This window comes from Streptomyces desertarenae (assembly GCF_042681365.1).
GTDB classification, from domain to species: Bacteria; Actinomycetota; Actinomycetes; order Streptomycetales; family Streptomycetaceae; genus Streptomyces; species Streptomyces desertarenae.
This window is the reverse complement of the sequence record NZ_JBHUFU010000012.1, coordinates 1-25218: the sequence shown is the minus strand read 5'-3', so window position 1 is coordinate 25218 and position 25218 is coordinate 1. Positions and strand designations below refer to the sequence as shown.

Sequence of the window (25218 nt, the reverse complement as noted above, 5' to 3'; positions counted from 1 at the left end):
ACCAGAGGGCGTGGGCGAACTGCGGGAGAACAACTCGGAAGGCACAACGCGCTTACCCCGTCCGGCCGTTGGGCCGGACGGGGCAGGCGCGGGATCGTGCGGGGGCGGGCCCGCCGCGGGTCAGTCGCCGGGCCCGGCGACCAGACGGCCGCCCTCCACCCGGACCGGGACCTCGGGCAGCGGCTCGTTCGCCGGGCCCGCCAGCACCTCGCCGCTGGCGGTGTCGAAGCGGCTGCCGTGGCAGGTGCAGAGGGCCTCCAGCTCCTCCACCGAGCTCAGCACGCAGCCCGCGTGGGTGCACACCGCGCTGAACGCCCTGAACTCGCCCCCGGCCGGCTGCGAGACGACCAGCTTCTCGTCCCGGTAGAGCCGGGCCCCGCCCACCGGTACGGCGTCGGCCGCTCCGAGGTCCGCGGGGGCGGTCGGGACGGCCGGACCGCGCTTGTCGTCCGGGCGGACCGAACAGGCCGTCAGGCCGGTCAGACCGAGCCCGGCGGCTCCGGTGAGGGCCGCGCCGCACAGGACGGTGCGGCGGCCGGGAGGCTGGGTGCTCATGGGGTGCTCTTGTTCTCCTCGGTCTCTCAGGGGGCCGACGGCAGGACGGTCTGGAGGAACTTGCCGGTGTGGCTCTCCGGGGCCGCGGCGATCTGCTCCGGAGTGCCCTCGGCCACGACCATGCCGCCGCCGCTGCCGCCCTCCGGGCCCATGTCCACGATCCAGTCCGCCGTCTTGATCACATCGAGGTTGTGCTCGATGACGATCACGGTGTTGCCCTTGTCGACCAGCCCGGACAGCACCTCGATCAGCTTGCGGATGTCCTCGAAGTGCAGGCCGGTGGTGGGCTCGTCCAGCACGTAGACCGTGCGCCCGGTGGAGCGCTTCTGCAGCTCGGAGGCGAGCTTGACGCGCTGCGCCTCGCCGCCGGAGAGCGTCGTGGCGGGCTGGCCGAGCCGGACGTAGCCGAGCCCGACGTCGTTGAGGGTGCGCAGGTGGCGGGCGATGGCGGGGACCGCCTCGAAGAAGTCCAGCGCCTGCTCGATGGGCATGTCCAGCACCTCCGCGATGGACTTGCCCTTGTAGTGCACCTCCAGCGTCTCCCGGTTGTAGCGCGCGCCGTGGCAGACCTCGCACGGCACGTACACGTCCGGCAGGAAGTTCATCTCGATCTTGATCGTGCCGTCGCCGGAGCAGTTCTCGCAGCGGCCGCCCTTGACGTTGAAGGAGAAGCGCCCCGGCTGGTAGCCGCGGACCTTCGCCTCCGTCGTCTCCGCGAACAGCCGGCGCACGTGGTCGAAGACGCCGGTGTAGGTGGCCGGGTTGGAGCGCGGGGTGCGGCCGATGGGGGACTGGTCGACGTGCACGACCTTGTCCACCTTCTCGTCGCCCTCGACCCGCACGTGCCGCCCGGGCACCGCCTTCGCGCCGTTCAGCTCGCGCGCCAGGTGGGTGTAGAGGATGTCGTTGACCAGGGTGGACTTGCCCGATCCGGAGACGCCCGTGACCGCGGTGAGCACTCCCAGCGGGAACGAGACGTCGATGTTGCGCAGGTTGTTCTCCTTGGCCCCGCGCACCGTCAGCATCCGCTTGCGGTCCACCGGGCGGCGCTCGGCGGGGGTGGGGATGCTGCGCCGGCCGGACAGGTACTGCCCGGTCATCGACTCCTCGTTGGCCAGCAGCTCCTTCAGCGGACCGCTGTGCACCACCTTCCCGCCGTGCTCGCCCGCGCCGGGGCCGATGTCCACCACCCAGTCGGAGGTCTTGATGGTGTCCTCGTCGTGCTCGACGACGATCAGGGTGTTGCCCAGGTTCCGCAGCCGCACCAGGGTCTCGATCAGCCGGTGGTTGTCGCGCTGGTGCAGGCCGATGGAGGGCTCGTCCAGCACGTACAGCACGCCCACCAGACCGGAGCCGATCTGGGTCGCCAGCCGGATGCGCTGCGCCTCGCCGCCCGAGAGCGTCCCGGCGGCGCGGTTGAGGGAGAGGTAGTCCAGGCCGACGTCGACCAGGAACCGCAGCCGCTCGTTGACCTCCTTCAGCACCCGCTCGGCGATGGTCTTCTCGCGGTCGTCGAGCTCCATGGCGCCCAGGAAGTCGGCGCACTCGCTGATCGACATCGCGGAGATGTCCGCGATCGACTTCCCCTGCACCGTCACGGCCAGGACGACCGGCTTGAGCCGGGTGCCCTCGCAGGCCGGGCAGGGCACCTCGCGCATGTAGCCCTCGAAGCGCTCCCGGCCGGCGTCCGACTCGGCCTCCGAGTGCCGCCGCCGCACGAAGGGCACCGCGCCCTCGAAGGCGGTGGTGTACGACCGCTCCCGCCCGTAGCGGTTGCGGTAGCGGACCTCGACCTGCGTCCTGTGGCCGTTGAGCAGGGCCTTCTTCGCGCGCTGCGGCAGCCCGCTCCAGGGGATGTCGGTGCGGAAGCCCAGGGCGTCGGCCAGGGCGCCGACGAGCCGCCCGAAGTACTCCTTGGAGTGCCCGTGCGACCAGGGGTGGATGGCCCCCTCGTCCAGCGACTTGTCCTCGTCGGGGACGATCAGCTCCGGATCCACCTCCATGCGGGTGCCGATGCCGGTGCACTCCGGGCAGGCCCCGAAGGGGGAGTTGAAGGAGAACGAGCGCGGCTCCAGCTCCTCGAACGACAGGTCGTCGTAGGGGCAGTACAGGTGCTCGGAGTACATCCGCTCGCGCTGCGGGTCGTCCCGGTCCAGGTCGACGAAGTCGAGGACGACCATGCCGCCGGAGAGCCCGAGGGCGGTCTCCACCGAGTCCGTCAGCCGCCGCTTGGCGCTCTCCTTCACCGTCAGGCGGTCCACGACCACCTCGACGGTGTGCTTCTCCTGCTTCTTCAGCTTCGGCGGGTCGGAGAGCTGGACGGTCTCGCCGTCCACCCGGGCGCGGCTGTAGCCCTTGGACTGGAGCTCGGCGAAGAGGTCGGCGAACTCGCCCTTGCGCTCGCGCACCAGCGGGGAGAGCACCTGGAAGCGGCTGCCCTCCTCCAGGGAGAGCACCTTGTCCACGATGGCCTGCGGGGACTGCCGGGCGATCGGGCGCCCGCACTCGGGGCAGTGCGGCTTGCCGATCCGCGCGAACAGCAGACGGAGGTAGTCGTAGACCTCCGTGATGGTGCCGACCGTCGAGCGGGGGTTGCGCGAGGTGGACTTCTGGTCGATGGAGACCGCCGGCGACAGCCCCTCGATGAAGTCCACGTCGGGCTTGTCCATCTGCCCCAGGAACTGCCGGGCGTAGGAGGACAGCGACTCCACGTAACGGCGCTGCCCCTCGGCGAAGATCGTGTCGAAGGCGAGCGAGGACTTGCCCGACCCCGAGAGCCCGGTGAAGACGATCAGGGAGTCCCGGGGGAGGTCGAGCGAGACGTTCTTGAGGTTGTGCTCGCGAGCGCCACGGACGATGAGACGGTCGGTCACGCCGGTCGGCACCTTTCGTGTGGAGAACAGGGGGCGGAGCCCCCGCCCAGGGTATGGGGAGCGCCGCCGTGATGTCGTACGCGGTGCACATCGCGAGCCTATAGCACGCACATTCGATTTACGGGCGGCCTCCCAGAGCTTCACCCGAAGGAGTGGCGGGGATAGCTTTGGATCATGACTTCGCCCGCCGCTGACCCCGCCGCTGACCCAGCCGCCGACGCCGCCGCCCTGAAGGAGTCCACCGACCGCCTCCTGGCCGCCGTGGAGAAGCTGGACGACGCCGCGCTCGCCGAACCCTCCCGGCTGCCCGGCTGGACCCGCGGACACGTCCTGGCCCACCTGTCCCGCAACGCCGACGCCCTGACCAACGTACTCGCCGGACGGCCGATGTATCCCAGCGCCGAGGCCCGCGACGCCGACATCGAGCGCGGCGCCCCCCGCCCCCTGGCGGTCCAGCTGGAGGACCTGCGCACCAGCGCCGCCCGCCTGGACCGGGCGATGGCCGCCCTCACCGGGGAGCGGTGGCGGGCCACCGTCGAGCTGCGCAACGGCGTCACCGACCTGGCCTCCTCCGTGCCCTTCCGCCGCCGCATCGAGGTCGAGCTGCACCACGTCGACCTCGGCATCGGCTACGGTCTCGGCGACATGCCGGCCGACTTCACCGAGCGCGAGCTGGAGAACATGGCCAGGCGGTTCTCGGGGAACCCCAAGGTGAGGCCCCTCGAACTGCGCGCCGGGGACGGCCGGGCCCTGCGCACCGGCCGCACGGCCGGCGCCGGGCAGGACGGACCGGAGGGCGCGGCGGAGGAGGCGGTCGTGGTCTCGGGCACGGCCACCGCTCTCGTCGGCTGGCTCACCGGCCGCACCGACGGCGCGGGGCTCACCGCCTCCGTCCCCGTCCTGCCCCCGCTGCCGCCCCTGTAGGCGCGCCGGCCGCCCGCACCGCGCGCCACCTGCCCGAAGCGCCCCCCGAAAGGAGTCGCGAGCCCCATGCCGTACACCGGAAAGGTCGTGGTCGGCGGCCCGGCCGACGTCCACGAGCTGACCGACCTGATGATCTCCAAGGTCGCGGTCGGCCCCATGGAGAACAACGCCTACCTGCTGCGCTGCCGCGCCACCGGCGAGCAGCTGCTGATCGACGCCGCCGCCGACGCCGGGACCCTGCTCGGCCTCATCGGCGACGACGGCGTGACCGCCGTCGTCACCACCCACCGCCACGCCGACCACTGGCAGGCGCTCGACGACGTCGTGCGCGCCACCGGGGCCCGCACCTGCGCCGGGCGCCACGACGCCGAGGGCATCCCCGTCCCCACCGACACGCTCCTGGACGACGGGGACACCGTCACCGTCGGCCGGGTCCCCCTCACCGTCCGCCGGCTGCGGGGCCACACCCCCGGCTCCGTCGCGCTCGTCTACGACGACCCCCACGGCCACCCGCACGTCTTCACCGGGGACAGCCTCTTCCCGGGCGGGGTGGGCAACACCCGCGGCGACGCCGAGGCGTTCGCCTCCCTGCTGCACGACGTGGAGACCAAGCTCTTCGGGGAGCTGCCCGACGAGACCTGGGTCTACCCCGGGCACGGCGCCGACACCACCCTGGGCGCCGAGCGCCCCCACCTGCCGCAGTGGCGCGAGCGCGGCTGGTGACCGCGGGCCGCCGCGGCCGGGAGGGGCGGCCGGGCCGAACCGCGTCGCCCGCCCCTCCCGTCACCCCCCGCCAGTAGGGTTGGCCGCATGGCAGACCCCTCCAGCTACCGCCCCAGGCCTGGAGAGATCCCCGACTCCCCGGGGGTCTACAGGTTCCGTGACGAACACGGCCGGGTGATCTACGTCGGGAAGGCGAAGAGCCTGCGCCAGCGCCTGGCCAACTACTTCCAGGACCTGGCGGGCCTCCACCCGCGCACGCGCACCATGGTCACCACGGCCGCCTCCGTGGAGTGGACGGTGGTGACCACCGAGGTCGAGGCGCTCCAGCTGGAGTACTCCTGGATCAAGGAGTACGACCCCCGGTTCAACGTCAAGTACCGCGACGACAAGAGCTACCCCTCCCTCGCGGTGACGCTGAACGAGGAGTTCCCGCGCGTCCAGGTGATGCGCGGACCCAAGAAGAAGGGCGTGCGCTACTTCGGCCCCTACGCCCACGCCTGGGCGATCCGCGAGACGGTGGACCTGCTGCTGCGGGTCTTCCCCGTGCGCACCTGCTCGGCCGGCGTCTTCAAGCGCTCGGCCCAGATCGGCCGCCCCTGCCTGCTGGGTTACATCGGCAAGTGCTCCGCCCCCTGCGTCGGCCGCGTCACCGCCGAGGAGCACCGCCGGCTGGCGGAGGAGTTCTGCGATTTCATGGCGGGGCGCACGGGCACGCACCTGCGCCGGCTGGAGCAGGAGATGCACCGGGCCGCGGAGGAGATGGAGTACGAGCGGGCGGCCCGGCTGCGCGACGACATCGAGGCGCTCCGGCGCGCCATGGAGAAGAACGCGGTCGTCCTCGCCGACGCCACCGACGCCGACCTGATCGCGGTGGCCGAGGACGAGCTGGAGGCCGCCGTCCAGATCTTCCACGTCCGCGGCGGGCGGGTGCGCGGCCAGCGCGGCTGGGTCACCGACAAGGTGGAGGAGGTCACCGCCGCCGGACTGGTCGAGCACGCCCTCCAGCAGCTCTACGGCGAGGAGAGCGGCGACGCCGTCCCCCGGGAGGTGCTGGTCGCGGCCCTGCCCGAGCCGGCCGGGCCCGTCACGGCATGGCTGGCCGGGCGGCGCGGCGCGGCCGTCGACCTGCGCGTGCCCCGGCGCGGCGACAAGCGGGCCCTGATGGAGACGGTCCAGCGCAACGCGCAGCAGGCCCTGGTCCTGCACAAGACCAGGCGCGCCTCCGACCTGACCACCCGCTCCCGCGCCCTGGAGGAGATCGCCGAGGCCCTCGGGCTGGACTCGGCGCCGCTGCGCATCGAGTGCTTCGACGTCTCCCACTTCCAGGGCGACGACGTGGTCGCCTCGATGGTGGTCTTCGAGGACGGCCTGGCCCGCAAGAGCGAGTACCGCCGCTTCCAGATCAAGGGCTTCGCGGGACAGGACGACGTCCGCTCCATGCACGAGGTGGTCTCCCGCCGCTTCCGCCGCTACCTCCAGGAGCGGCAGCGCACCGGCGAGTGGGGGACGGGGGAGGAGCCCGGCGGCCTCCCGGCCGCCGGCGCGGAGGGGACCGGGGCCGGCGAAGGGCCCGCCCCGGCCGAACGGCCCGCCGGGGAGCGGGACGGCGGGACGGGGCGCGAGCGGCCGCCGAAGTTCGCCTACCCGCCGCAGCTGGTGGTCGTCGACGGCGGGCAGCCGCAGGTCGCCGCCGCCCGGCGGGCCCTGGACGAGCTGGGCATCGACGACGTGGCCGTGTGCGGGCTGGCCAAGCGCCTGGAGGAGGTGTGGCTGCCCGGCGAGGACGACCCGGTGGTGCTGCCGCGCACCAGCGAGGGCCTGTACCTTCTGCAGCGGGTCCGCGACGAGGCGCACCGCTTCGCCATCCGCTACCAGCGCGGCAAGCGGTCGCGGTCGCTGAGGGCAGGCCCCCTGGATGCCGTCCCCGGCCTGGGGGAGACCAGGAAACAGGCGTTGATCAAGCACTTCGGCTCGGTGAAGCGCCTGCGCGCCGCCACCGTCGACCAGATATGCGAGGTCCCCGGGATCGGCCGCAAGACCGCCGAGACCGTCGCCGCCGCCCTGGCGCAGGCGGCACCGGCCGCCCCGGCGGTGAACACCGCCACGGGTGAGATCCTGGAAGACCAGTGAGCACGAGCGGACCATCGTCCACCGGGGGAGAGCGGATGAGCGGGAACACGGGAGACGGAGCACAGGTGGGAACGGACACGGGCAGGGACCCGGCGGACGCCGCCGCGGACGACGCGCAGGCCGCGGACGCCGCGGGCCAGGCGGCCGGGGGCGAGGGCTCGGCGATCCCCGAACTGGTGATCATCTCCGGCATGTCCGGCGCGGGCCGCAGCACCGCCGCCAAGTGCCTGGAGGACCTCGGCTGGTTCGTGGTGGACAACCTGCCGCCCGCCCTGATCCCGACCATGGTCGACCTGGGGGCCCGCTCCCAGGGCAACGTCGCGAAGATCGCCGTCGTCGTCGACGTCCGGGGCCGCCGCTTCTTCGACAACCTGCGCGAGTCCCTCGCCGACCTCGACGCCAAGAACGTCACCCGGCGCATCGTCTTCCTGGAGGCCTCCGACGACGCCCTGGTGCGCCGCTTCGAGTCGGTGCGCCGCCCCCACCCGCTCCAGGGCGACGGGCGGATCGTGGACGGCATCGCCGCCGAGCGCGACCTGCTGCGCGAGCTGCGCGGCGACGCCGACCTGGTCATCGACACCTCCTCCCTCAACGTCCACGAGCTGCGCGCCAAGCTCGACGCCCAGTTCGCCGGCGAGGAGGAGCCCGAGCTGCGGGCGACGGTGATGTCCTTCGGCTACAAGTACGGCCTCCCCGTGGACGCCGACCTGGTCGTCGACTGCCGCTTCCTGCCCAACCCGCACTGGGTCCCCGCGCTGCGGCCGTACACCGGCCTCAACGAGGAGGTCGCCCAGTACGTCTTCAACCAGCCCGGCGCCAAGGAGTTCCTGGACCGCTACGCCGAGCTGCTCCAGCTCGTCGCCGCGGGCTACCGGCGGGAGGGCAAGCGCTACGCGACCATCGCCGTGGGCTGCACCGGGGGCAAGCACCGCAGCGTCGCGATGTCCGAGAGACTGGCCCGGCGGCTGGCCGCCGAGGGCGTGGAGACCGTCGTGGTGCACCGGGACATGGGACGCGAGTGAGCGTCCGCACCCGGAGGCTGAGGCGGCTGGTCACCACCCGCGTCAGCCGCGGTGGGACCCCGAAGGTGGTGGCACTCGGCGGCGGCATGGGCCTGTCCGCCTCGCTCGCCGCGCTGCGCCGCATCACCCGCGACCTGACCGCCGTCGTCACCGTCGCCGACGACGGCGGCTCCAGCGGGCGGCTCCGCGACGAGCTGGGCGTACTGCCTCCGGGGGACCTCCGCAAGGCCCTGGCCGCGCTCTGCGGCGACGACGAGTGGGGCCGGACGTGGGCCCGGGTCATCCAGCACCGCTTCGTCAGCAGGGGGGACCTGCACGAGCACGCGGTGGGCAACCTGCTGATCGTCGCCCTGTGGGAGCAGCTCGGGGACCACGTCGCGGCCCTCGACCTGGTGGGGAAGCTGCTGGGCGCGCACGGCCGGGTGCTGCCGATGTCCGCCGTGCCCCTGGAGCTGCGGGCCCTGGTGCGCGGCCACGACCCGGCGCGCCCGGAGGAGGTCACCACCGTCCGGGGCCAGGCCACCGTCGCCCTCACCCCCGGCGAGGTGCAGCGGGTGCACCTCGTCCCGCACGACCCGCCCGCCGTCCCCGAGGCGGTCGAGGCGGTCATGGACGCCGACTGGGTGGTGCTCGGGCCCGGCTCCTGGTTCTCCTCGGTGATCCCGCACCTGCTGGTCCCCGAACTCCTCAAGGCGCTCACCGAGACCCGGGCGCGCCGGGTGCTGTCGCTCAACCTCGCGCCGCAGCCCGGTGAGACCGAGGGCTTCTCACCGCAGCGTCATTTGGAGGTTTTGGCACGGCACGCCCCTAAACTCACCTTCGACGTGGTGCTGGCCGACCGGGCCGCCGTGCCCGACGAGGAGGGCCTCCGCGATGCCGCCGGGCGGCTGGGCGGAACGGTCGAACTGGCCGAGGTCGCCGGGCCGGGCGGAGTGCCCCGGCACGATCCGGAGCTGCTGGCCGCCGCGTACGACCGTATTTTTCGAATGCATGGAAGGATCGGCCCATGGCGATGACGGCAGCGGTGAAGGACGAAATCTCCCGGCTCCCCGTCACCCGGACCTGCTGCCGGAAGGCGGAGGTCTCGTCGATCCTGCGCTTCGCGGGCGGACTGCACCTGGTGAGCGGTCGCATCGTGATCGAGGCCGAGCTGGACACCGGCATCGCCGCCCGCAGACTCCGCAAGGACATCCTGGAGATCTTCGGCCACGCCTCCGACCTGGTGGTGATGGCCCCCGGCGGACTGCGCCGCGGCAGCCGCTACGTGGTGCGGGTGGTGGCGGGCGGCGACCAGCTCGCCCGGCAGACCGGCCTGGTCGACGGCCGCGGCCGCCCCGTGCGGGGCCTGCCGCCGCAGGTCGTCTCCGGCGCCACCTGCGACGCCGAGGCCGCCTGGCGCGGTGCCTTCCTGGCGCACGGCTCGCTCACCGAGCCCGGCCGCTCCTCCTCCCTGGAGATCACCTGCCCCGGCCCCGAGGCCGCCCTCGCCCTCGTCGGTGCCGCCCGGCGCCTCCAGATCGCCGCCAAGGCCCGCGAGGTGCGCGGCGTGGACCGCGTCGTCGTCCGGGACGGCGACGCCATCGGCGCCCTGCTCACCCGCCTGGGCGCCCACGAGTCGGTGCTGGCCTGGGAGGAGCGGCGGATGCGCCGCGAGGTGCGCGCCACCGCCAACCGGCTGGCCAACTTCGACGACGCCAACCTGCGCCGTTCGGCCCGCGCGGCCGTCGCCGCCGGCGCCCGGGTGCAGCGCGCGCTGGAGATCCTGGGCGACGACGTGCCCGAGCACCTGGCCGCCGCCGGCCGGCTGCGGATGGAGCACAAGCAGGCGTCCCTGGAGGAGCTGGGCGCGCTGGCCGACCCGCCGCTGACCAAGGACGCCGTCGCCGGACGCATCCGGCGGCTGCTCGCCATGGCCGACAAGCGCGCCGCCGATCTGGGCATCCCCGGCACCGAGTCGAACCTGACGGAGGAGATGGTCGGCTGACGCCGGGGCCCGCGGCCCGCACCGGGTGCCTCTCCTCGCCCCCGCCGCCCGTCCGGGCCGCCCGTCCGCGCCCGGCGCGGCGCCCCGCGCCACACCGTGTCCGGATAGTGGCCGATGCCACTCGCCGGGGCCTGGCGCGGTAGGGTCGGAAGTGGTCGGGGACATCCCAAACAGCATCGTCGGTATCCGCACCGGCGTACCAACGAGGAGATCGGTTCGTGACGATCCGCGTAGGCATCAACGGCTTTGGCCGCATCGGTCGCAACTACTTCCGCGCTCTCCTGGAGCAGGGCGCGGACGTCGAGATCGTCGGTGTCAACGACCTGACCGACAACGCGACCCTGGTGCACCTGCTGAAGTACGACAGCATCCTGGGCCGCCTCAACCAGGAGGTCGGCCACACCGCCGACACCATCACGGTGGGCAACCAGACCTTCAAGACGATGGCCGAGCGCGACCCGGCCGCCCTCCCGTGGGGCGAGCTCGGCGCCGACATCGTCATCGAGTCCACCGGCATCTTCACCAAGCGCGAGGACGCCGCCAAGCACCTCGCGGCCGGCGCGAAGAAGGTCCTCATCTCGGCCCCGGCCAAGAACGAGGACATCACCGTCGTCATGGGCGTCAACCACGAGTCCTACGACGCCGAGAAGCACCACGTGGTCTCCAACGCCTCCTGCACCACCAACTGCGTGGCGCCGATGGCCAAGGTGATGGACGAGAACTTCGGCATCGTCAAGGGCATGATGACGACCGTCCACGCCTACACCAACGACCAGCGCATCCTGGACTTCCCGCACAAGGACCTGCGCCGGGCCCGCGCCGCGGCCGAGAACATCATCCCGACCTCGACCGGTGCCGCCAAGGCCACCGCCCTCGTCCTGCCGCAGCTCAAGGGCAAGCTGGACGGCATCGCCATGCGCGTCCCGGTCCCGACCGGCTCGGTCACCGACCTCGTGCTGGAGCTCGACCGCGAGGCCGGCAGGGACGAGATCAACGCCGCCTTCCAGAAGGCCGCCGAGGGCCAGCTGAAGGGCATCCTGGAGTACACCGAGGACCCGATCGTCTCCTCGGACATCGTCAACTGGCCGGCCTCCTGCACCTTCGACTCCTCCCTGACCATGGTCCAGGGCAAGCAGGTCAAGGTCGTCGGCTGGTACGACAACGAGTGGGGCTACTCCAACCGCCTCGTGGACCTGACGGTCTACGTCGGCGAGCGGCTCTGACCGCACCGCTCCACCCCACCAGCGCCGAGACGTGACACGGCGGGGCCCGCAGGGCGCGACGACGCGCCCCGCGGGCCCCGCCTCACGACGACCGACCACGGAACCGGCCCCGGGGGCCGACCACTACGGAGTCAGACCATGAAGACGATCGACGATCTCGACGTGGCGGGCCGGCGGGTCTTCGTCCGCGCCGACCTCAACGTGCCGCTCGAGGGCGGGACCATCACCGACGACGGCCGCATCCGCGCCGCCGTCCCCACGATCACCAGGCTGGCCGAGGCCGGCGCCCGGGTGGTCGTCGCCTCCCACCTGGGCCGTCCCAAGGGCGCCCCGGACCCGGAGTTCTCCCTCGCCCCCGTCGCGAGGCGGCTGGGCGAACTCCTGGGCAGGGAGGTCGCGTTCGCCTCCGACACCGTCGGGGAGTCCGCCCGGTCCACCGTCGGCGGCCTCGCCGACGGGCAGGTGGCGGTGCTGGAGAACCTCCGCTTCAACGCCGGGGAGACCAGCAAGGACGACTCCGAGCGCGGCGCCTTCGCCGACCGACTCGCCGGCCTCGCCGACCTCTACGTCGGCGACGGCTTCGGGGCCGTCCACCGCCGGCACGCCTCCGTCTACGACCTCCCGGCGCGGCTGCCGCACGCCGCCGGCGACCTCATCGCCACCGAGGTCGGGGTGCTGCGCAAGCTCACCGACGACGTCGAGCGCCCCTACGCGGTCGTCCTGGGCGGCGCCAAGGTCTCCGACAAGCTCGGTGTCATCGAGCACCTGCTGGAGCGCGCCGACCGCATCCTCGTCGGCGGCGGCATGGCGTACACCTTCCTCCGGGCCCAGGGCCACGAGATCGGCTCCTCGCTGCTCCAGGAGGACCAGGTCCCGGCGGTCCAGGGCTACCTCAAGCGCGCCGCGGAGCGCGGCGTGGAGTTCGTCCTGCCCGTGGACGTGGTGGCCGCCGCCGGCTTCCCCGACCTGGGCGCCAAGGCTCCCACCGAGCACACCACGGTCCCCGCGGACGCCATCCCGGCCGAGCTGATGGGCCTGGACATCGGCCCCCGCAGCCGTGAGCTGTACGCCGCCAAGCTCGCCGACGCCGCCACCGTCTTCTGGAACGGCCCGATGGGCGTCTTCGAGCACCCCGACTACGCCGGGGGCACCCGGGCCGTCGCCCGGGCCCTGGTCGACAGCCCGGCCTTCACCGTCGTCGGCGGCGGCGACTCCGCCGCGGCCGTCCGCATCCTGGGCTTCGACGAGAAGGCGTTCGGCCACATCTCGACCGGCGGCGGCGCGAGCCTCGAGTACCTGGAGGGCAAGACGCTCCCGGGCCTCGCCGCGCTGGAGGACTGAGGGATGGGCGCCGCGCGCGCGGCCGCCGCGCCGCAGACGATCACGAGGACGCCCGCGCCCCCGCGCCGCGCGGGCGGAGAAGCGAACTGAGAGGCAGAGCCATGGCCACCCGCACCCCGCTGATGGCGGGCAACTGGAAGATGAACCTCAACCACCTCGAGGCCATCGCCCACGTCCAGAAGCTCGCCTTCGCCCTGAGCGACAAGGACTACGAGGCCGTCGAGGTCGCCGTCCTGCCGCCCTTCACCGACCTGCGGTCGGTGCAGACCCTGGTCGACGGCGACAAGCTGAAGATCCGCTACGGCGCCCAGGACCTGTCGGCGCACGAGTCCGGCGCGTACACCGGAGAGGTCTCCGGCGCGATGCTCGCCAAGCTCAACTGCTCCTACGTGGCCGTCGGCCACTCCGAGCGCCGCCAGTACCACGGCGAGACCGACGAGCTGTGCAACGCCAAGGTCAAGGCCGCCTACCGGCACGGCCTGACCCCGATCCTGTGCGTCGGCGAGGGCCTGGACGTCCGCAAGGCGGGCGACCAGGTCCCCCACACCCTCGCCCAGGTGGACGGCGCGCTCGAGGGCGTCCCCGCCGAGCACGCCGCGACCGTCGTCATCGCCTACGAGCCGGTGTGGGCCATCGGCACCGGCGAGGTCGCCACCCCCGAGGACGCCCAGGAGGTGTGCGGCGCGATCCGCGGCCGTCTGGCCGAGCTGTACGACCGGGAGCTGGCCGACAGGGTCCGCATCCAGTACGGCGGCTCGGTGAAGGCCGGGAACGTCGCCGCGATCATGGCGCAGCCGGACGTGGACGGTGCCCTGGTGGGCGGGGCCTCGCTGGACGTGGACGAGTTCGTGCGGATCGTCCGCTTCCGCGACCAGTGAGAGCCGCCGCCGTGATCGGCGGCGAGTGACGCCGGGCGCCGCACGTCGTACCCTGTCGGGGCCGGGAGCGGGCACACCGCGCGCCTCCCGGCCCCGCACCCGCGCGGGGCACGCACCACCGGCACCACCCGCACCACCCGGCAGTTCCCATCCGTCTTCCACCCGTCCGAGAGAGTTGGTCCAGCCGTGATCCTGGGGTTCTCCATCGCCCTCGTCGTCTTCAGCCTGCTGCTGATGCTGCTCGTGCTGATGCACAAGGGGAAGGGCGGCGGCCTCTCCGACATGTTCGGCGGCGGCATGCAGTCCTCCGTCGGCGGCTCCTCGGTCGCCGAGCGCAACCTCGACCGCATCACGGTCGTGGTCGGCCTCGTCTGGTTCGCCATCATCGTGGCGCTCGGCATCCTGATGAAGCTCGACGCCTGACGCTCCGCCGCCGTCCCGGCCTATCATGAGGCTCGCGTCCACGGTCCTGCGGGGCGGTAACTCCGGTCTGTGGACGTGCGTTGGGCCCTACGTACACTGGGGCACCCGCAGCGGAGCGGTCCGTCGAGGCTCCGCCGCACCATGAGGCAGGGAGTTACGACCGTGGCAAGTGGCAACGCGATCCGGGGAAGCCGGGTTGGAGCGGGGCCCATGGGGGAGGCCGAGCGGGGCGAGTCCGCGCCGCGTCTGCGCATCTCCTTCTGGTGCTCCAACGGGCACGAGACCCAGCCGAGCTTCGCCAGCGATGCGCAGATCCCGGACACCTGGGACTGTCCGCGCTGTGGTTTTCCGGCCGGCAAGGACCGGGACAACCCGCCGGACCCGCCGCGCACCGAGCCGTACAAGACGCACCTGGCGTACGTGCGCGAGCGGCGCAGCGACGCCGACGGCGAGGCGATCCTCGCCGAGGCGCTGGCCAAGCTCCGCGGCGAGATCTGAACGCGGGCCGACCGGCCGGCGGACACGCGGCGACGGCTCGGCCGTACGCCCCGCCGGGGCGCGCGGCCGAGCCGTCGTTCCATTAGGTTGGTCCGCGGCGGGGTTCGTCACGAGAGAAGTGGACTGAGTTCGCAGATGAACGCTGAAGGCCGCGACAGGCTCGACCGCATGCCGCAGTGGCAGGCGCTGGCCAGGCACCGCGAGGAGCTGGGGGAGGTGCACCTGCGCGACCTGTTCGCCGCGGACCCGGGCCGCGCCGAGCGGTACACCGTCCGGGTCGGCGACCTGTACCTGGACTACTCCAAGAACCTGGTGACGGACGAGACGCTGCGGCTGCTGCGCGAGCTGGCCGGGGCCGCCGGCGTCGCCGGGCTGCGGGACGCGATGTTCCGCGGCGAGCGGATCAACACCACCGAGGACCGGGCCGTGCTGCACACCGCCCTGCGCGCGCCGCGCGACGCGGTGGTCGAGGTCGACGGGGAGAACGTCGTCCCCGCCGTCCACGCCGTGCTCGACCGGATGTCGGCGTTCGCCGAGGCGGTGCGCTCGGGCAAGTGGGCCGGCCACACCGGCAGGCCCGTCAGGGCGGTCGTCAACATCGGCATCGGCGGCTCCGACCTGGGCCCGGCGATGGCCTACGAGGCGCTGCGCGCCTACACCGACCGGAAGCTGGACGTCCGTTTCGTCTCCAACGTGGACGGCTCGGACCTCCACGAGGCGCTCCAAGGGCTGGACCCGGCCGAGACGCTGTTCGTCGTCGCCTCCAAGACCTTCACCACGATCGAGACGATCACCAACGCCACCTCGGCGAAGGACTGGCTGCTGAGCGGCCTGGGCGCGGGGAAGGAGGCGGTGGCCAAGCACTTCGTGGCGCTGTCGACGAACGCGGAGGCGGTCGAGGCGTTCGGCATCGACACCACGAACATGTTCGAGTTCTGGGACTGGGTCGGCGGGCGCTACTCGTACGACTCGGCCATCGGCCTCTCGCTCATGATCGCCATCGGCCCGGACCGCTTCCGCGAGATGCTCGACGGCTTCCGCACCGTCGACGAGCACTTCCGCACCGCGCCGCCGGAGGAGAACGCCCCGCTGCTGCTGGGCCTGCTGGGGATCTGGTACGGCTCCTTCTTCGACGCCCAGTCGCACGCGGTGCTGCCCTACAGCCACTACCTGTCGAAGTTCACCGCCTACCTCCAGCAGCTCGACATGGAGTCCAACGGCAAGTCGGTGGACCGGCAGGGCGAGCCGGTCGCCTGGCAGACCGGGCCGGTGGTCTGGGGCACCCCCGGCACCAACGGCCAGCACGCCTACTTCCAGCTGCTGCACCAGGGCACCAGGCTGGTCCCCGCCGACCTGATCGGCTTCGCCCGCCCGGTGCCCGGACTGTCACCGGAGCTGGCCGGGCAGCACGACCTGCTGATGGCCAACCTCTTCGCCCAGGGCCAGGCCCTGGCGTTCGGCAAGACCGCCGAGGAGGTCCGGGCGGAGGGCGTCGCCGAGGAGCAGGTGCCGCACCGCACCTTCCGGGGCAACCGCCCCACGACGACGATCCTGGCCTCCGGGCTGACGCCGTCGGTGCTGGGCCAGCTGGTCGCGCTCTACGAGCACAAGGTGTTCGTCCAGGGCGCGGTGTGGGACATCGACTCCTTCGACCAGTGGGGCGTGGAGCTGGGCAAGGTGCTCGCCAAGCGCGTCGAGCCCGCCCTGACCGAGGGCGCCGAGGTGGAGGGCCTGGACGCCTCCACGGCCGCTCTGGTGGCCCGCTACCGGGACCTGCGCGGCCGCGGCTGAGCCCGCGCCGGCCGGGCCGGTGCGCCTGTGGCCCGCTCCCCCGGCCGGGGGGAGCGGGCCACAGGCCGTTTCGGTGCCTCCCGGCCCCGCTCAGCCCCGGGCCGAGGCGGGCAGGCGGGCGGCCGCCGCCTCGTCCAGGATCCACACGGTGCGCTCACGGCCCCGGGCGCCCGCCGCGGGGACCTCGAAGGGGTCGTCGGCCGCCAGCGCGCCGGCTGCGGCCTCCGCCTTGTCCTCGCCCGCCGCCAGCAGCCAGACCTGCCGGGCCGACCGGATGGCGGGCAGGGTGAGGGAGATCCGCGTCGGCGGCGGCTTGGGGGCCTCCAGGACGCCGGTGACCGTCCGCTCCTCCTCCCGCACGGCCGGGTGCCCGGGGAAGAGGGAGGCGACGTGGGTGTCCGGGCCGAGGCCGAGCAGCAGGACGTCGAAGACCGGCAGCCGCGGCGTGCCCCCGCCCGCGCCGTCCGCGTCCGCCGCGGCGGCCAGTTCGGCCGCGTACGCCGCGGCGGCGGCCGCCGCGTCGTGGCCGTGCGGTCCGTCGGAGGCCGGCATCGGGTGGATGCGCGCCGGGTCCAGCGGCACGGCGTCCAAGAACGCCTCGCGGGCCTGGGTGTGGTTGCGGTCCGGGTCGCCGTCGGGCAGGAAGCGTTCGTCGCCCCACCACAGGTCGACCCGGGACCAGTCCACGCCGTCCCGTCCCGGTGCCTGGGCCAGGGCCGCCAGCAGCGCGTTGCCGTTGCGGCCGCCGGTCAGCACGACGGAGGCGCCGCCGCGCGCGGCCTGCGCCTCCGCGACCGCGGTGACCAGCCGGGCCGCCGTGGCCCGGGCCATCCGCCCGGTGTCGGGGTGGACGACGAGCTGGGGGGAGCCGTGTCCGGGGGCGGTCACCGGGCCTCCTTCCTGCCGGACCGCTTCGCCCGGCTCCTGCCCGCGCCCTTCGCGGCGGGGGACCCGGCGCCCCCTGCCGGTTCCGCGGCCGGCTCCTGCGCCGGCTCCTGCGCCGGCTCCTGCGCCGGCTCCGCGTCCTGCGCCGGCTCCGCGGCGCCTCCCGTCGCCGCCGCGGCCCCGGGGCGCTCCAGCCGGTCCAGGCCGAAACCGACCGCCTGCGCGTAGGTCTCGTCCGGGTCCAGGCGCCGCAGCTCCTCCGCGATCAGCTCGGCCGTGGAGCGCCGGTGGAGTGCCACGCCCCGGTCCGGCTGACCGGGCACGGAGAGCCGGGCCAGCGAGCCGGAGCCGCGCACCAGGCAGACGTCGCCCTCACCGGTCGCCATCCGCACGGCCGTGATGCCCGGCCCCTCGGAGACCACCCGCCGCACGGGGACCTCCAGCCGTGCCGCGAGCCAGAGCGCCAGCAGCTCGACGCTGGGGTTGTACTCCTCGCCCTCGACCGCGGCCCCGGTGATCGGGGTCTGCCCCTGGTCCAGGGCCGCAGCCAGCACGCTGCGCCACAGGGTGACGCGGGTCCAGGCCAGGTCGGTGTCGCCGGGCGCGTAGGACAGGGCGCGCAGCCGGAGGGCCGAGACCGGGTCCTCGGTCTCGGCGGCGTCGGTGATGCGCCGCTGGGCGAGGGCGCCCAGCGGGTCCTTCGAGGGGTGCTCGGGTGCGTCGGCCGGCCACCAGACCACCACGGGGGCGTCCGGCAGCAGCAGGGGCAGCACCACGCTGTGGGCGTGGCCCGCCAGCTCGCCGTGCAGCCGCAGCAGGACCGTCTCCCCGGTGCCGGTCTCACCGCCCACCCGCACCTCGGCGTCGAGCCGGGCCGTGGCCCGGTCGCGGGGGGAGCGGCCCGGGCGCCGGACGACGACGAGGATGCGCGAGGGGTGCTCCTTCGACGCCTCGTTGGCCGCCTTCAGCGCGTCGTAGTGGCTGCCCTCGTCCGTGACGATGACGAGGGTGAGGACCATTCCGACGGCCGGACTGCCCATCGCCCGCCGCGCCGTGACCAGGGTGGAGTTGATCTCGCCGGAGGTGGTGTCAGTGAGGTCGATGTTCATGGCCGCCGCCAGCTCCGTCCGTCGCGTGCGAGCATCTCGTCGGCCGCCTGGGGCCCCCAGGTCCCGGCGGTGTACGGCTCGGGACTGCCGTGCTTGTCCCAGTACTCCTCGACCGGGTCCAGGATCTCCCAGGACCGCTCGACCTCCTGGTGCCGGGGGAAGAGGTTGGCGTCGCCCAGCAGGACGTCCAGGATGAGCCGCTCGTAGGCCTCCGGGCTGGACTCGGTGAAGGACTCGCCGTAGGCGAAGTCCATCGTCACGTCGCGGATCTCCATCGAGGTGCCGGGCACCTTGGAGCCGAACCGGATCGTGACGCCCTCGTCCGGCTGCACCCGGATGACCAGGGCGTTCTGGCCCAGCTCCTGGGTGTCGGTGGCGTCGAAGGGGGAGTAGGGGGCGCGCTGGAAGACCACCGCGATCTCGGTGACCCGGCGGCCCAGCCGCTTGCCGGTGCGCAGGTAGAAGGGGACGCCCGCCCAGCGGCGGTTGTCGATCTCCAGCTTGAGGGCGGCGTAGGTGTCGGTGCGGGAGGCCGGGTCGATGCCCTCCTCCTCCAGGTAGCCGGGCACCTTCCGGCCGCCCTGCCAGCCGGCCTGGTACTGCCCGCGCACGGTGTGCAGGCCCAGGTCCTTCGGCAGCCGCACCGCGTTGAGCACCTTGAGCTTCTCGGTGACCAGCGCCTTGGCGTCGAAGGAGGAGGGCTCCTCCATCGCGGTCAGGGCCAGCAGCTGGAGCAGGTGGTTCTGGATGACGTCGCGCGCCGCGCCGATGCCGTCGTAGTAGCCCGCCCGTCCGCCGATGCCGATGTCCTCGGCCATCGTGATCTGCACGTGGTCCACGTAGCTGCGGTTCCACAGGGGTTCGAACATCGTGTTGGCGAAGCGCAGCGCCAGGATGTTCTGGACCGTCTCCTTGCCCAGGTAGTGGTCGATCCGGAAGACGTCGGACTGCCGGAAGACCCGGTGGACGACCCGGTTGAGCTCCTGGGCGCTGGCCAGGTCGTGCCCGAAGGGCTTCTCGATGACCGCGCGGCGCCAGGACCCCTCGGGCGCGTCGGACAGCCCGTGCTTCTTGAGCTGCTCCAGGACCGTGGGGAAGAACTTCGGGGGCACCGAGAGGTAGAAGGCGAAGTTGCCCCCGGTGCCGCGGGAGGAGTCCAGCTCCTCGATGGTGGACTTCAGCGTGGCGAACGCCTCGTCGTCGTCGAAGACGCCCGGCACGAAGCGCATGCCCTCGCCCAGCTGCCGCCAGACCTCCTCGCGGAAGGGCGTGCGCGCGTACTTCTTGACGGACTCGTACACGACCTGGCAGAAGTCCTGGTCCGCCCACTCGCGGCGGGCGAAGCCGACGAGGGAGAAGCCCGGGGGGAGCAGGCCCCGGTTGGCCAGGTCGTAGATGGCGGGCATCAGCTTCTTTCGCGACAGATCACCCGTGACGCCGAAGATGACCAGGCCCGACGGCCCCGCGATGCGCGGGAGCCGCCGGTCCTGTGCGTCACGCAGCGGGTTGGCTGCGCTGCTCACCTGCGTCAGGCCTCCTTCGGGGCGAGACGCTCGAGTTCGGCCTCGGTGGAGGCCAGCAGGTCGCTCCAGGCCTTCTCGAACTTCTCGACGCCCTCGACCTCCAGCTGCTCGACGACCTCGTCGTAGTCGATGCCGAGCCGCGCGATCGCGTCGAGGTCGGCGCGGGCCTGCTCGTAGGTGCCGCGCACCGTGTCGCCGGTGATCTCGCCGTGGTCGCCGACGGCCTTCAAGGTGGCCTCCGGCATGGTGTTCACCGTGTTCGGGGCGACCAGCTCGGTGACGTAGAGGGTGTCGGGGTAGGCCGGGTCCTTCACGCCGGTGGAGGCCCACAGCGGGCGCTGCCGGTTGGCGCCGGCGGCCTCCAGGGCCGTCCAGCGGTCGGAGGCGACGACCTCCTCGTAGGCCTGGTAGGCCAGCCGGGCGTTGGCCAGCGCGGCCTTGCCCTTGAGCGCGTCGGCCTCCTCGGTGCCCAGGGCGGCCAGCCGCTTGTCGATCTCGGTGTCCACCCGGGAGACGAAGAACGACGCCACGGAGTGGATCTCCGACAGGTCCAGGCCCGCGTCCTTGGCCTGCTCCAGGCCCGCCATGTAGGCGTCCATCACCATCCGGTAGCGCTCGAGGGAGAAGATCAGCGTGACGTTGACGCTGATGCCTGCGGCGATGGTCTCCGTGATGGCGGGGAGACCGGCGCTGGTGGCGGGGATCTTGATCAGGGTGTTGGGGCGGTCCACCAGCCAGGCGAGCTGCCTGGCCTCGGCGACCGTCGGGCGCGTGGCGTGGGCCAGGCGCGGGTCCACCTCGATGGAGACCCGGCCGTCCTGGCCGTTGGTGGCGTCGAAGACCGGGCGCAGGATGTCGGCGGCGTCGCGGACGTCGGCGGTGGTGATCATCCGGATCGCCTCCTCCACGGTGACGCCGCGGGAGGCGAGGTCGGTGAGCTGCCGGTCGTAGCCGTGGCCCTCGGAGATCGCCTTCTGGAAGATCGAGGGGTTGGTGGTGACGCCCACGACGTGGCTGTCGTCCACCAGCTCGGCCAGGTTGCCGGACGTGATGCGCTGGCGGGACAGGTCGTCCAGCCAGATCGCGACGCCTTCGTCGCTCAGGCGCTTGAGTGCGTCTGTCATGAGGGATGCTCTCCTGTTCCGTTGCCTGTTGGCGTCAGCGTGCGGCGGCGTCGATCGATTCCCGGGCCGCGGCGACGACGGCCTCCGGGGTCAGACCGAACTCGCGGTAGAGCACCTTGTAGTCGGCCGAGGCGCCGAAGTGCTCCAGGGAGACGATCCGGCCGGCCTCGCCGACGTACCGGTGCCAGGTCAGGCCGACGCCGGCCTCGACCGCCACGCGCGCCCTCACCGACGGCGGCAGGACGCTCTCGCGCCACTGCCGGTCCTGCTCCTCGAACCACTCCAGGCACGGCATCGACACCACGCGGGTGGGCACGCCCTCGGCCTGGAGGGTCTCGCGGGCGGCGACGGCGAGCTGCACCTCGGAGCCGGTGGCGATCAGGACGACCTCCGGTTCGCCGCCCTCGGCCTCGAACAGCACGTAGCCGCCGCGCGCGGCGTCCTCGTTCGGCTCGTAGGTGGGCACGTTCTGGCGGGTCAGCGCGATGCCGTGCGGGGCCGGGCGGTCGCCGTGGCGGCGCATGACCTCGCGCCAGGCGATCGCGGTCTCGTTGGCGTCGGCCGGGCGGACCACGTTCAGGCCCGGGATGGCGCGCAGCGCGGCCAGGTGCTCCACGGGCTGGTGGGTCGGGCCGTCCTCGCCCAGGCCGATGGAGTCGTGCGTCCACACGTAGGTGACCGGCAGCTTCATCAGCGCCGCCAGCCGCACCGCCGGGCGCATGTAGTCGGAGAACACCAGGAAGGTGCCGCCGTAGATCCGGGTGTTGCCGTGCAGCGCGATGCCGTTCATGGTCGAGCCCATGGCGTGCTCGCGGATGCCGAAGTGCACCGTGCGGCCGTACGGGTCCGCCTCCGGCAGCGGGTTGTCCGCCGGCAGGAAGGACGAGGAGGCGTCGATGGTGGTGTTGTTCGAGCCCGCGAGGTCGGCGGAGCCGCCCCACAGCTCGGGCAGCACCCCGCCCAGCGCCTTGAGCACCGCGCCGGAGGCCTTGCGGGTGGCCATGTCCTTGCCCGGCTCGAAGACGGGCAGCGCCTTCTCCCAGCCCTCGGGCAGCTCGCCGGCGCTGATCCGGTCGAACTCGGCGGCGCGTTCGGGGTTGGCCTCGCGCCACTCGGCGAGCCGCTTGTCCCACTCCGCGCGCGCCTCGCGGCCCCGGTCGACGACCTTGCGGGCGTGCGCGAGGACCTCGTCGGCGACGTCGAAGTGCCGCTCGGGGTCGAAGCCCAGCACCCGCTTGGTGGCCGCGACCTCCTCCTCGCCCAGCGCCGAGCCGTGGGAGGCCTCGGTGTTCTGGGCGTTCGGCGCGGGCCAGGCGATGATCGTGCGGGCCGCGATGATGGACGGCCGCTCGGTCTCCTCCTGCGCCGCCTTCAGCGCCGCGTACAGCGCCCGCACGTCGAAGTCGCCGTTCTCGGCCTGCTCGATGCGCTGGACGTGCCAGCCGTAGGCCTCGTAGCGCTTGAGGACGTCCTCGGAGAGCGCGGTCGCCGTGTCGCCCTCGATGGAGATGTGGTTGTCGTCGTACAGGGCGACGAGGTTGCCCAGCTTCTGGTGGCCGGCCAGCGAGGACGCCTCGGCGGAGACGCCCTCCTCCAGGTCGCCGTCGGAGACGATCGCCCAGACGGTGTGGTCGAAGGGGGAGGTGCCGGGCGCGGCGTCCGGGTCGAACAGGCCGCGCTCGTAGCGGGCGGCCATCGCCATGCCCACGGCGTTGGCGATGCCCTGGCCCAGCGGGCCGGTGGTGGTCTCCACGCCGGCCGTGTGGCCGTACTCGGGGTGGCCCGGGGTCTTGCTGCCCCAGGTGCGGAAGGCCTTGAGGTCGTCGAGCTCCAGCCCGTAACCGGACAGGTAGAGCTGGATGTAGAGGGTCAGGCTGGTGTGGCCGGGCGAGAGGACGAACCGGTCCCTGCCCGCCCACCGCGCGTCGGACGGATCGTGCCGCATCAGCTTCTGGAAGAGCAGGTACGCGGCGGGCGCCAGACTCATGGCCGTACCTGGGTGGCCGTTGCCGACTTTCTGCACGGCGTCCATGGCCAGGACACGGACGGTGTCGACAGCCCGCTGATCCAGTTCGGTCCACTCGAGGTCTGTTGCGGTCGGCTTGGTGCTCACCCTGCGTCAGGGCTCCTCTCCACAGGTCGAAGGCCGGTGTCGGTCGGGTCACACCGGGCGGTGTCGAGCGTACCCCCGCTGGTGTTCCCCTTTTCCCGCTCCTCATCCTTTGGGCAACGCCCTGGACGAATCGGATGGAAACGGATGTCCGGCGGGGCTTCCGGCGGGCATCTGACGGCCACGGAGCGCACATGAGCGGAGGCGCTCCGCCGAGCCCGGCACTCCGATCTCCGTCACTCTCCGTAACGGTGGGGAGGGGGTGGGGACGGGCGCCGCCGGGCGGCGTCCGGCGGGGTGCCGCCCGGCGCGCTCCGCCGCCCCCGTCCGGGCGCCCCCCGCCGCCTCCCGGCGCGGGGTGTCCCCAACACGGGCCACCCCGGAGGCGAGCGGCGTATGGCCAGCGTCTACAGTGGCGTGGTACGTGCGAGTCACCGCCGGCCCCGGGGGGCCCGGGCTCGCTTGTTCCCACGCGGCGCGAGCCGCGCATGTCGCATCGTGATCAGGGGTGTCCGTGACGGCCGTCGAATCCCGTCCCACGGGTGGGGGTACCGCCCACGCCCGGAGGGCTGAGGGGGAGCTCGATCCGAGCCCAGTGCACCGGCCGCTCGGGGCCCGCATCAAGGGCTTCGTCGCGCTGACCAAGCCGCGGATCATCGAACTGCTGCTGATCACCACCATTCCGGTGATGTTCCTCGCCGAGCAGGGCGTGCCCGACCTGTGGCTGGTCCTGGCCACCTGTGTGGGCGGCTACCTGTCGGCGGGCGGCGCCAACGCGCTGAACATGTACATCGACCGCGACATCGACGCGCTGATGCACCGCACCGAGCAGCGCCCGCTGGTGACCGGAGTGGTCTCGCCGCGCGAGGGGCTGGTCTTCGGCCTCACCCTCGCGGTGGTCTCCACCGTGTGGTTCGGGGTGCTGGTCAACTGGCTCTCGGCGGCGCTCTCCCTGGCCGCCCTGCTCTTCTACGTCGTCGTCTACACGATGCTCCTCAAGCGGCGCACCTCCCAGAACATCGTCTGGGGCGGCATCGCGGGCTGCATGCCCGTCCTCATCGGCTGGTCGTCGGTGACGAACGAGGTGAGCTGGGCCGCCGTCGTCCTCTTCCTGGTGATCTTCTTCTGGACGCCGCCGCACTACTGGCCGCTGTCGATGAAGGTCAGGGACGACTACGCCCGGGTGGGCGTCCCCATGCTCCCGGTCGTCGCGGGCAACCGGACCGTGGCCCGGCAGATCGTGGTCTACAGCTGGATCATGGTGGCCGTCTCGCTGACCCTGTGGCCGCTGGGGTACGTCGGCTGGTTCTACCCGCTGGTCGCGGTCGTCGCGGGCGGCTGGTGGCTGTGGGAGGCCCACGCCCTCCAGGCCCGTGCCAAGGCCGGGGTCACCGGGGCGAAGCTCAAGGAGATGCGGCTGTTCCACTGGTCGATCACGTACGTGTCGCTGCTCTTCGTGGCGGTGGCGGTCGATCCGTTCCTGCGCTGAGGCGCGCGGGGGCACCCCCGCCGCCCCCTGCGCGCCTGAGCGCGCCGGCCGGCGCGCAGAGGTGGCGCAGGCCACCCGCAGCAGCAGTCGCCAGGTGATCTACCCACCGGTAGCATCCAGGGCATGGCCACTACACAGCAGGCGGAAGAGACCAGGTCCGACGCCCGGGCCCGGCGCTGGACGACCAAGCTCGCCAAGGAGATCACGGCGTTCGCCCGGGAGCGCGGCGGCAGCGCCGACGGCCAGATCGCGTACCTCGGGCAGCGCGGCGTGCGACTCGTCCTGGTCGGTGCCGACGGCGGCTGGGGCGACCTGGTGGCCCCCTCCCGGCAGATCGCGGAGCGGGCCGCGGAGGAGGCCGGAGTCGCCCTCCACGAGAACCTGGACGGCGAACTGGCCGCCCGCATCCGCACCGGCCCCTACGAGTGGGAGCGGATGGCGGGCATCCAGCTGGGCGGGCCGAGGAACGGCTGACGGGCGCGGCGGCGGTCCGCCGCGGCCGCCCGGCGCGGCCGCCCGGCGCGGCCGGGGCGGTGGGGCCCTGCGGGCCGCACCGGTGAACGGGCGCGCGGCGAAACGCCGGAGGGCCGGCGGCGGGAGACCCGCCGCCGGC

At 72.9% G+C, this 25218-nt stretch carries 21 protein-coding genes; 14 read left to right on the top strand and 7 right to left on the bottom strand.

The window, feature by feature from the left end; all coding sequences use genetic code 11:
* Positions 1–120: 120 nt before the first annotated feature.
* Together ACFSJS_RS19925 and uvrA are read right to left on the bottom strand one after the other, a co-directional pair.
* Entirely contained in the window at positions 121–555 is a 435-nt protein-coding gene (locus ACFSJS_RS19925) for a QcrA and Rieske domain-containing protein (protein ID WP_380902283.1), read from the bottom strand.
* Positions 556–581: 26 nt separating this feature from the next.
* Positions 582–3428 carry an excinuclease ABC subunit UvrA gene (gene uvrA, locus ACFSJS_RS19920; protein WP_380902281.1) on the bottom strand — a complete coding sequence of 949 codons (2847 nt, stop codon included), beginning with the start codon at positions 3426–3428 and terminating at the stop codon, positions 582–584.
* A 174-nt stretch (positions 3429–3602) separates the two neighbouring features.
* On the opposite strand from uvrA, the gene ACFSJS_RS19915 reads away from it, so the two are divergent.
* The 12 genes from ACFSJS_RS19915 to pgi all read left to right on the top strand — a co-directional run bounded on the left by ACFSJS_RS19915 (position 3603) and on the right by pgi (position 16365).
* Entirely contained in the window at positions 3603–4352 is a 750-nt protein-coding gene (locus ACFSJS_RS19915) for a maleylpyruvate isomerase family mycothiol-dependent enzyme (RefSeq protein WP_380902279.1), read from the top strand.
* Between the two features lie 66 nt (positions 4353–4418).
* Positions 4419–5075 carry an MBL fold metallo-hydrolase gene (locus ACFSJS_RS19910; RefSeq protein ID WP_380902277.1) on the top strand — a complete coding sequence of 219 codons (657 nt, stop codon included), beginning with the start codon at positions 4419–4421 and terminating at the stop codon, positions 5073–5075.
* A gap of 87 nt (positions 5076–5162) precedes the next feature.
* A complete protein-coding gene (gene uvrC / locus ACFSJS_RS19905) occupies positions 5163–7205 on the top strand; it encodes an excinuclease ABC subunit UvrC (RefSeq protein WP_380902275.1) in 2043 nt (680 codons plus the stop codon).
* Between the two features lie 35 nt (positions 7206–7240).
* Positions 7241–8227, top strand: coding sequence for an RNase adapter RapZ (gene rapZ, locus ACFSJS_RS19900; RefSeq protein ID WP_380902273.1), 987 nt, complete (start codon positions 7241–7243; stop codon positions 8225–8227).
* Positions 8224–9243, top strand: coding sequence for a gluconeogenesis factor YvcK family protein (locus ACFSJS_RS19895; RefSeq protein ID WP_380902271.1), 1020 nt, complete (start codon positions 8224–8226; stop codon positions 9241–9243). Before rapZ ends, ACFSJS_RS19895 begins: the two co-directional genes overlap by 4 nt.
* On the top strand, positions 9234–10211 hold the full coding sequence (gene whiA, locus ACFSJS_RS19890; RefSeq protein ID WP_380902269.1) for a DNA-binding protein WhiA: 978 nt from the start codon (positions 9234–9236) through the stop codon (positions 10209–10211). Before ACFSJS_RS19895 ends, whiA begins: the two co-directional genes overlap by 10 nt.
* 218 nt (positions 10212–10429) lie before the next feature.
* Positions 10430–11434 carry a type I glyceraldehyde-3-phosphate dehydrogenase gene (gap, locus tag ACFSJS_RS19885; RefSeq protein WP_380902267.1) on the top strand — a complete coding sequence of 335 codons (1005 nt, stop codon included), beginning with the start codon at positions 10430–10432 and terminating at the stop codon, positions 11432–11434.
* Positions 11435–11572: 138 nt separating this feature from the next.
* Complete coding sequence (locus ACFSJS_RS19880; RefSeq protein ID WP_380902265.1) at positions 11573–12775, top strand: phosphoglycerate kinase; 1203 nt, start codon at positions 11573–11575, stop codon at positions 12773–12775.
* 101 nt (positions 12776–12876) lie between these two features.
* Entirely contained in the window at positions 12877–13653 is a 777-nt protein-coding gene (tpiA, locus tag ACFSJS_RS19875) for a triose-phosphate isomerase (RefSeq protein ID WP_380902263.1), read from the top strand.
* Between the two features lie 186 nt (positions 13654–13839).
* A complete protein-coding gene (secG, locus tag ACFSJS_RS19870; protein WP_380902261.1) occupies positions 13840–14076 on the top strand; it encodes a preprotein translocase subunit SecG in 237 nt (78 codons plus the stop codon).
* A 162-nt stretch (positions 14077–14238) separates the two neighbouring features.
* Entirely contained in the window at positions 14239–14574 is a 336-nt protein-coding gene (locus tag ACFSJS_RS19865; protein ID WP_076971064.1) for an RNA polymerase-binding protein RbpA, read from the top strand.
* Between the two features lie 135 nt (positions 14575–14709).
* On the top strand, positions 14710–16365 hold the full coding sequence (gene pgi, locus ACFSJS_RS19860) for a glucose-6-phosphate isomerase (RefSeq protein WP_380902259.1): 1656 nt from the start codon (positions 14710–14712) through the stop codon (positions 16363–16365).
* Between the two features lie 90 nt (positions 16366–16455).
* Here the strand turns inward: pgi and pgl are convergent, their stop codons facing one another.
* The 5 genes from pgl to tkt are packed head-to-tail and all read right to left on the bottom strand — an operon-like array spanning position 16456 to position 23119.
* Complete coding sequence (gene pgl, locus ACFSJS_RS19855; protein ID WP_417824142.1) at positions 16456–17253, bottom strand: 6-phosphogluconolactonase; 798 nt, start codon at positions 17251–17253, stop codon at positions 16456–16458.
* Positions 17250–18359, bottom strand: coding sequence for a glucose-6-phosphate dehydrogenase assembly protein OpcA (gene opcA, locus ACFSJS_RS19850; protein ID WP_380902257.1), 1110 nt, complete (start codon positions 18357–18359; stop codon positions 17250–17252). The genes pgl and opcA overlap by 4 nt, the downstream gene beginning before the upstream one ends.
* On the bottom strand, positions 18356–19882 hold the full coding sequence (zwf, locus tag ACFSJS_RS19845) for a glucose-6-phosphate dehydrogenase (protein ID WP_380902254.1): 1527 nt from the start codon (positions 19880–19882) through the stop codon (positions 18356–18358). Before zwf ends, opcA begins: the two co-directional genes overlap by 4 nt.
* A gap of 5 nt (positions 19883–19887) precedes the next feature.
* Positions 19888–21006, bottom strand: coding sequence for a transaldolase (tal, locus tag ACFSJS_RS19840; RefSeq protein WP_380902252.1), 1119 nt, complete (start codon positions 21004–21006; stop codon positions 19888–19890).
* Positions 21007–21040: 34 nt separating this feature from the next.
* Positions 21041–23119 (bottom strand): transketolase, encoded by a 2079-nt coding sequence (gene tkt / locus ACFSJS_RS19835; RefSeq protein ID WP_380902250.1) that lies wholly within the window; start codon positions 23117–23119, stop codon positions 21041–21043.
* A 511-nt stretch (positions 23120–23630) separates the two neighbouring features.
* Here tkt and ACFSJS_RS19830 point away from each other — a divergent pair.
* Both ACFSJS_RS19830 and ACFSJS_RS19825 read left to right on the top strand, forming a co-directional pair.
* The gene (locus tag ACFSJS_RS19830; RefSeq protein ID WP_380902248.1) at positions 23631–24605 is read left to right on the top strand and encodes a heme o synthase; all 975 of its coding nucleotides are present in this window, start codon (positions 23631–23633) and stop codon (positions 24603–24605) included.
* Positions 24606–24728: 123 nt separating this feature from the next.
* Positions 24729–25079, top strand: a complete 351-nt coding sequence (locus tag ACFSJS_RS19825) for a hypothetical protein (protein ID WP_380902246.1) — start codon at positions 24729–24731, stop codon at positions 25077–25079.
* Positions 25080–25218: the final 139 nt, after the last annotated feature.

Bases quoted from the DNA above. Each gene is read 5' to 3' on its own strand.
- pgi (WP_380902259.1), top strand. From the start codon at position 14,710: ATGAACGCTGAAGGCCGCGACAGGCTCGACCGCATGCCGCAGTGGCAG.
- tpiA (WP_380902263.1), top strand. From the start codon at position 12,877: ATGGCCACCCGCACCCCGCTGATGGCGGGCAACTGGAAGATGAACCTC.
- uvrC (WP_380902275.1), top strand. From the start codon at position 5,163: ATGGCAGACCCCTCCAGCTACCGCCCCAGGCCTGGAGAGATCCCCGAC.
- rapZ (WP_380902273.1), top strand. From the start codon at position 7,241: ATGAGCGGGAACACGGGAGACGGAGCACAGGTGGGAACGGACACGGGC.
- ACFSJS_RS19915 (WP_380902279.1), top strand. From the start codon at position 3,603: ATGACTTCGCCCGCCGCTGACCCCGCCGCTGACCCAGCCGCCGACGCC.
- whiA (WP_380902269.1), top strand. From the start codon at position 9,234: ATGGCGATGACGGCAGCGGTGAAGGACGAAATCTCCCGGCTCCCCGTC.
- opcA (WP_380902257.1), bottom strand. From the start codon at position 18,359: ATGAACATCGACCTCACTGACACCACCTCCGGCGAGATCAACTCCACC.
- ACFSJS_RS19925 (WP_380902283.1), bottom strand. From the start codon at position 555: ATGAGCACCCAGCCTCCCGGCCGCCGCACCGTCCTGTGCGGCGCGGCC.
- ACFSJS_RS19880 (WP_380902265.1), top strand. From the start codon at position 11,573: ATGAAGACGATCGACGATCTCGACGTGGCGGGCCGGCGGGTCTTCGTC.
- tal (WP_380902252.1), bottom strand. From the start codon at position 21,006: ATGACAGACGCACTCAAGCGCCTGAGCGACGAAGGCGTCGCGATCTGG.
- ACFSJS_RS19825 (WP_380902246.1), top strand. From the start codon at position 24,729: ATGGCCACTACACAGCAGGCGGAAGAGACCAGGTCCGACGCCCGGGCC.
- ACFSJS_RS19910 (WP_380902277.1), top strand. From the start codon at position 4,419: ATGCCGTACACCGGAAAGGTCGTGGTCGGCGGCCCGGCCGACGTCCAC.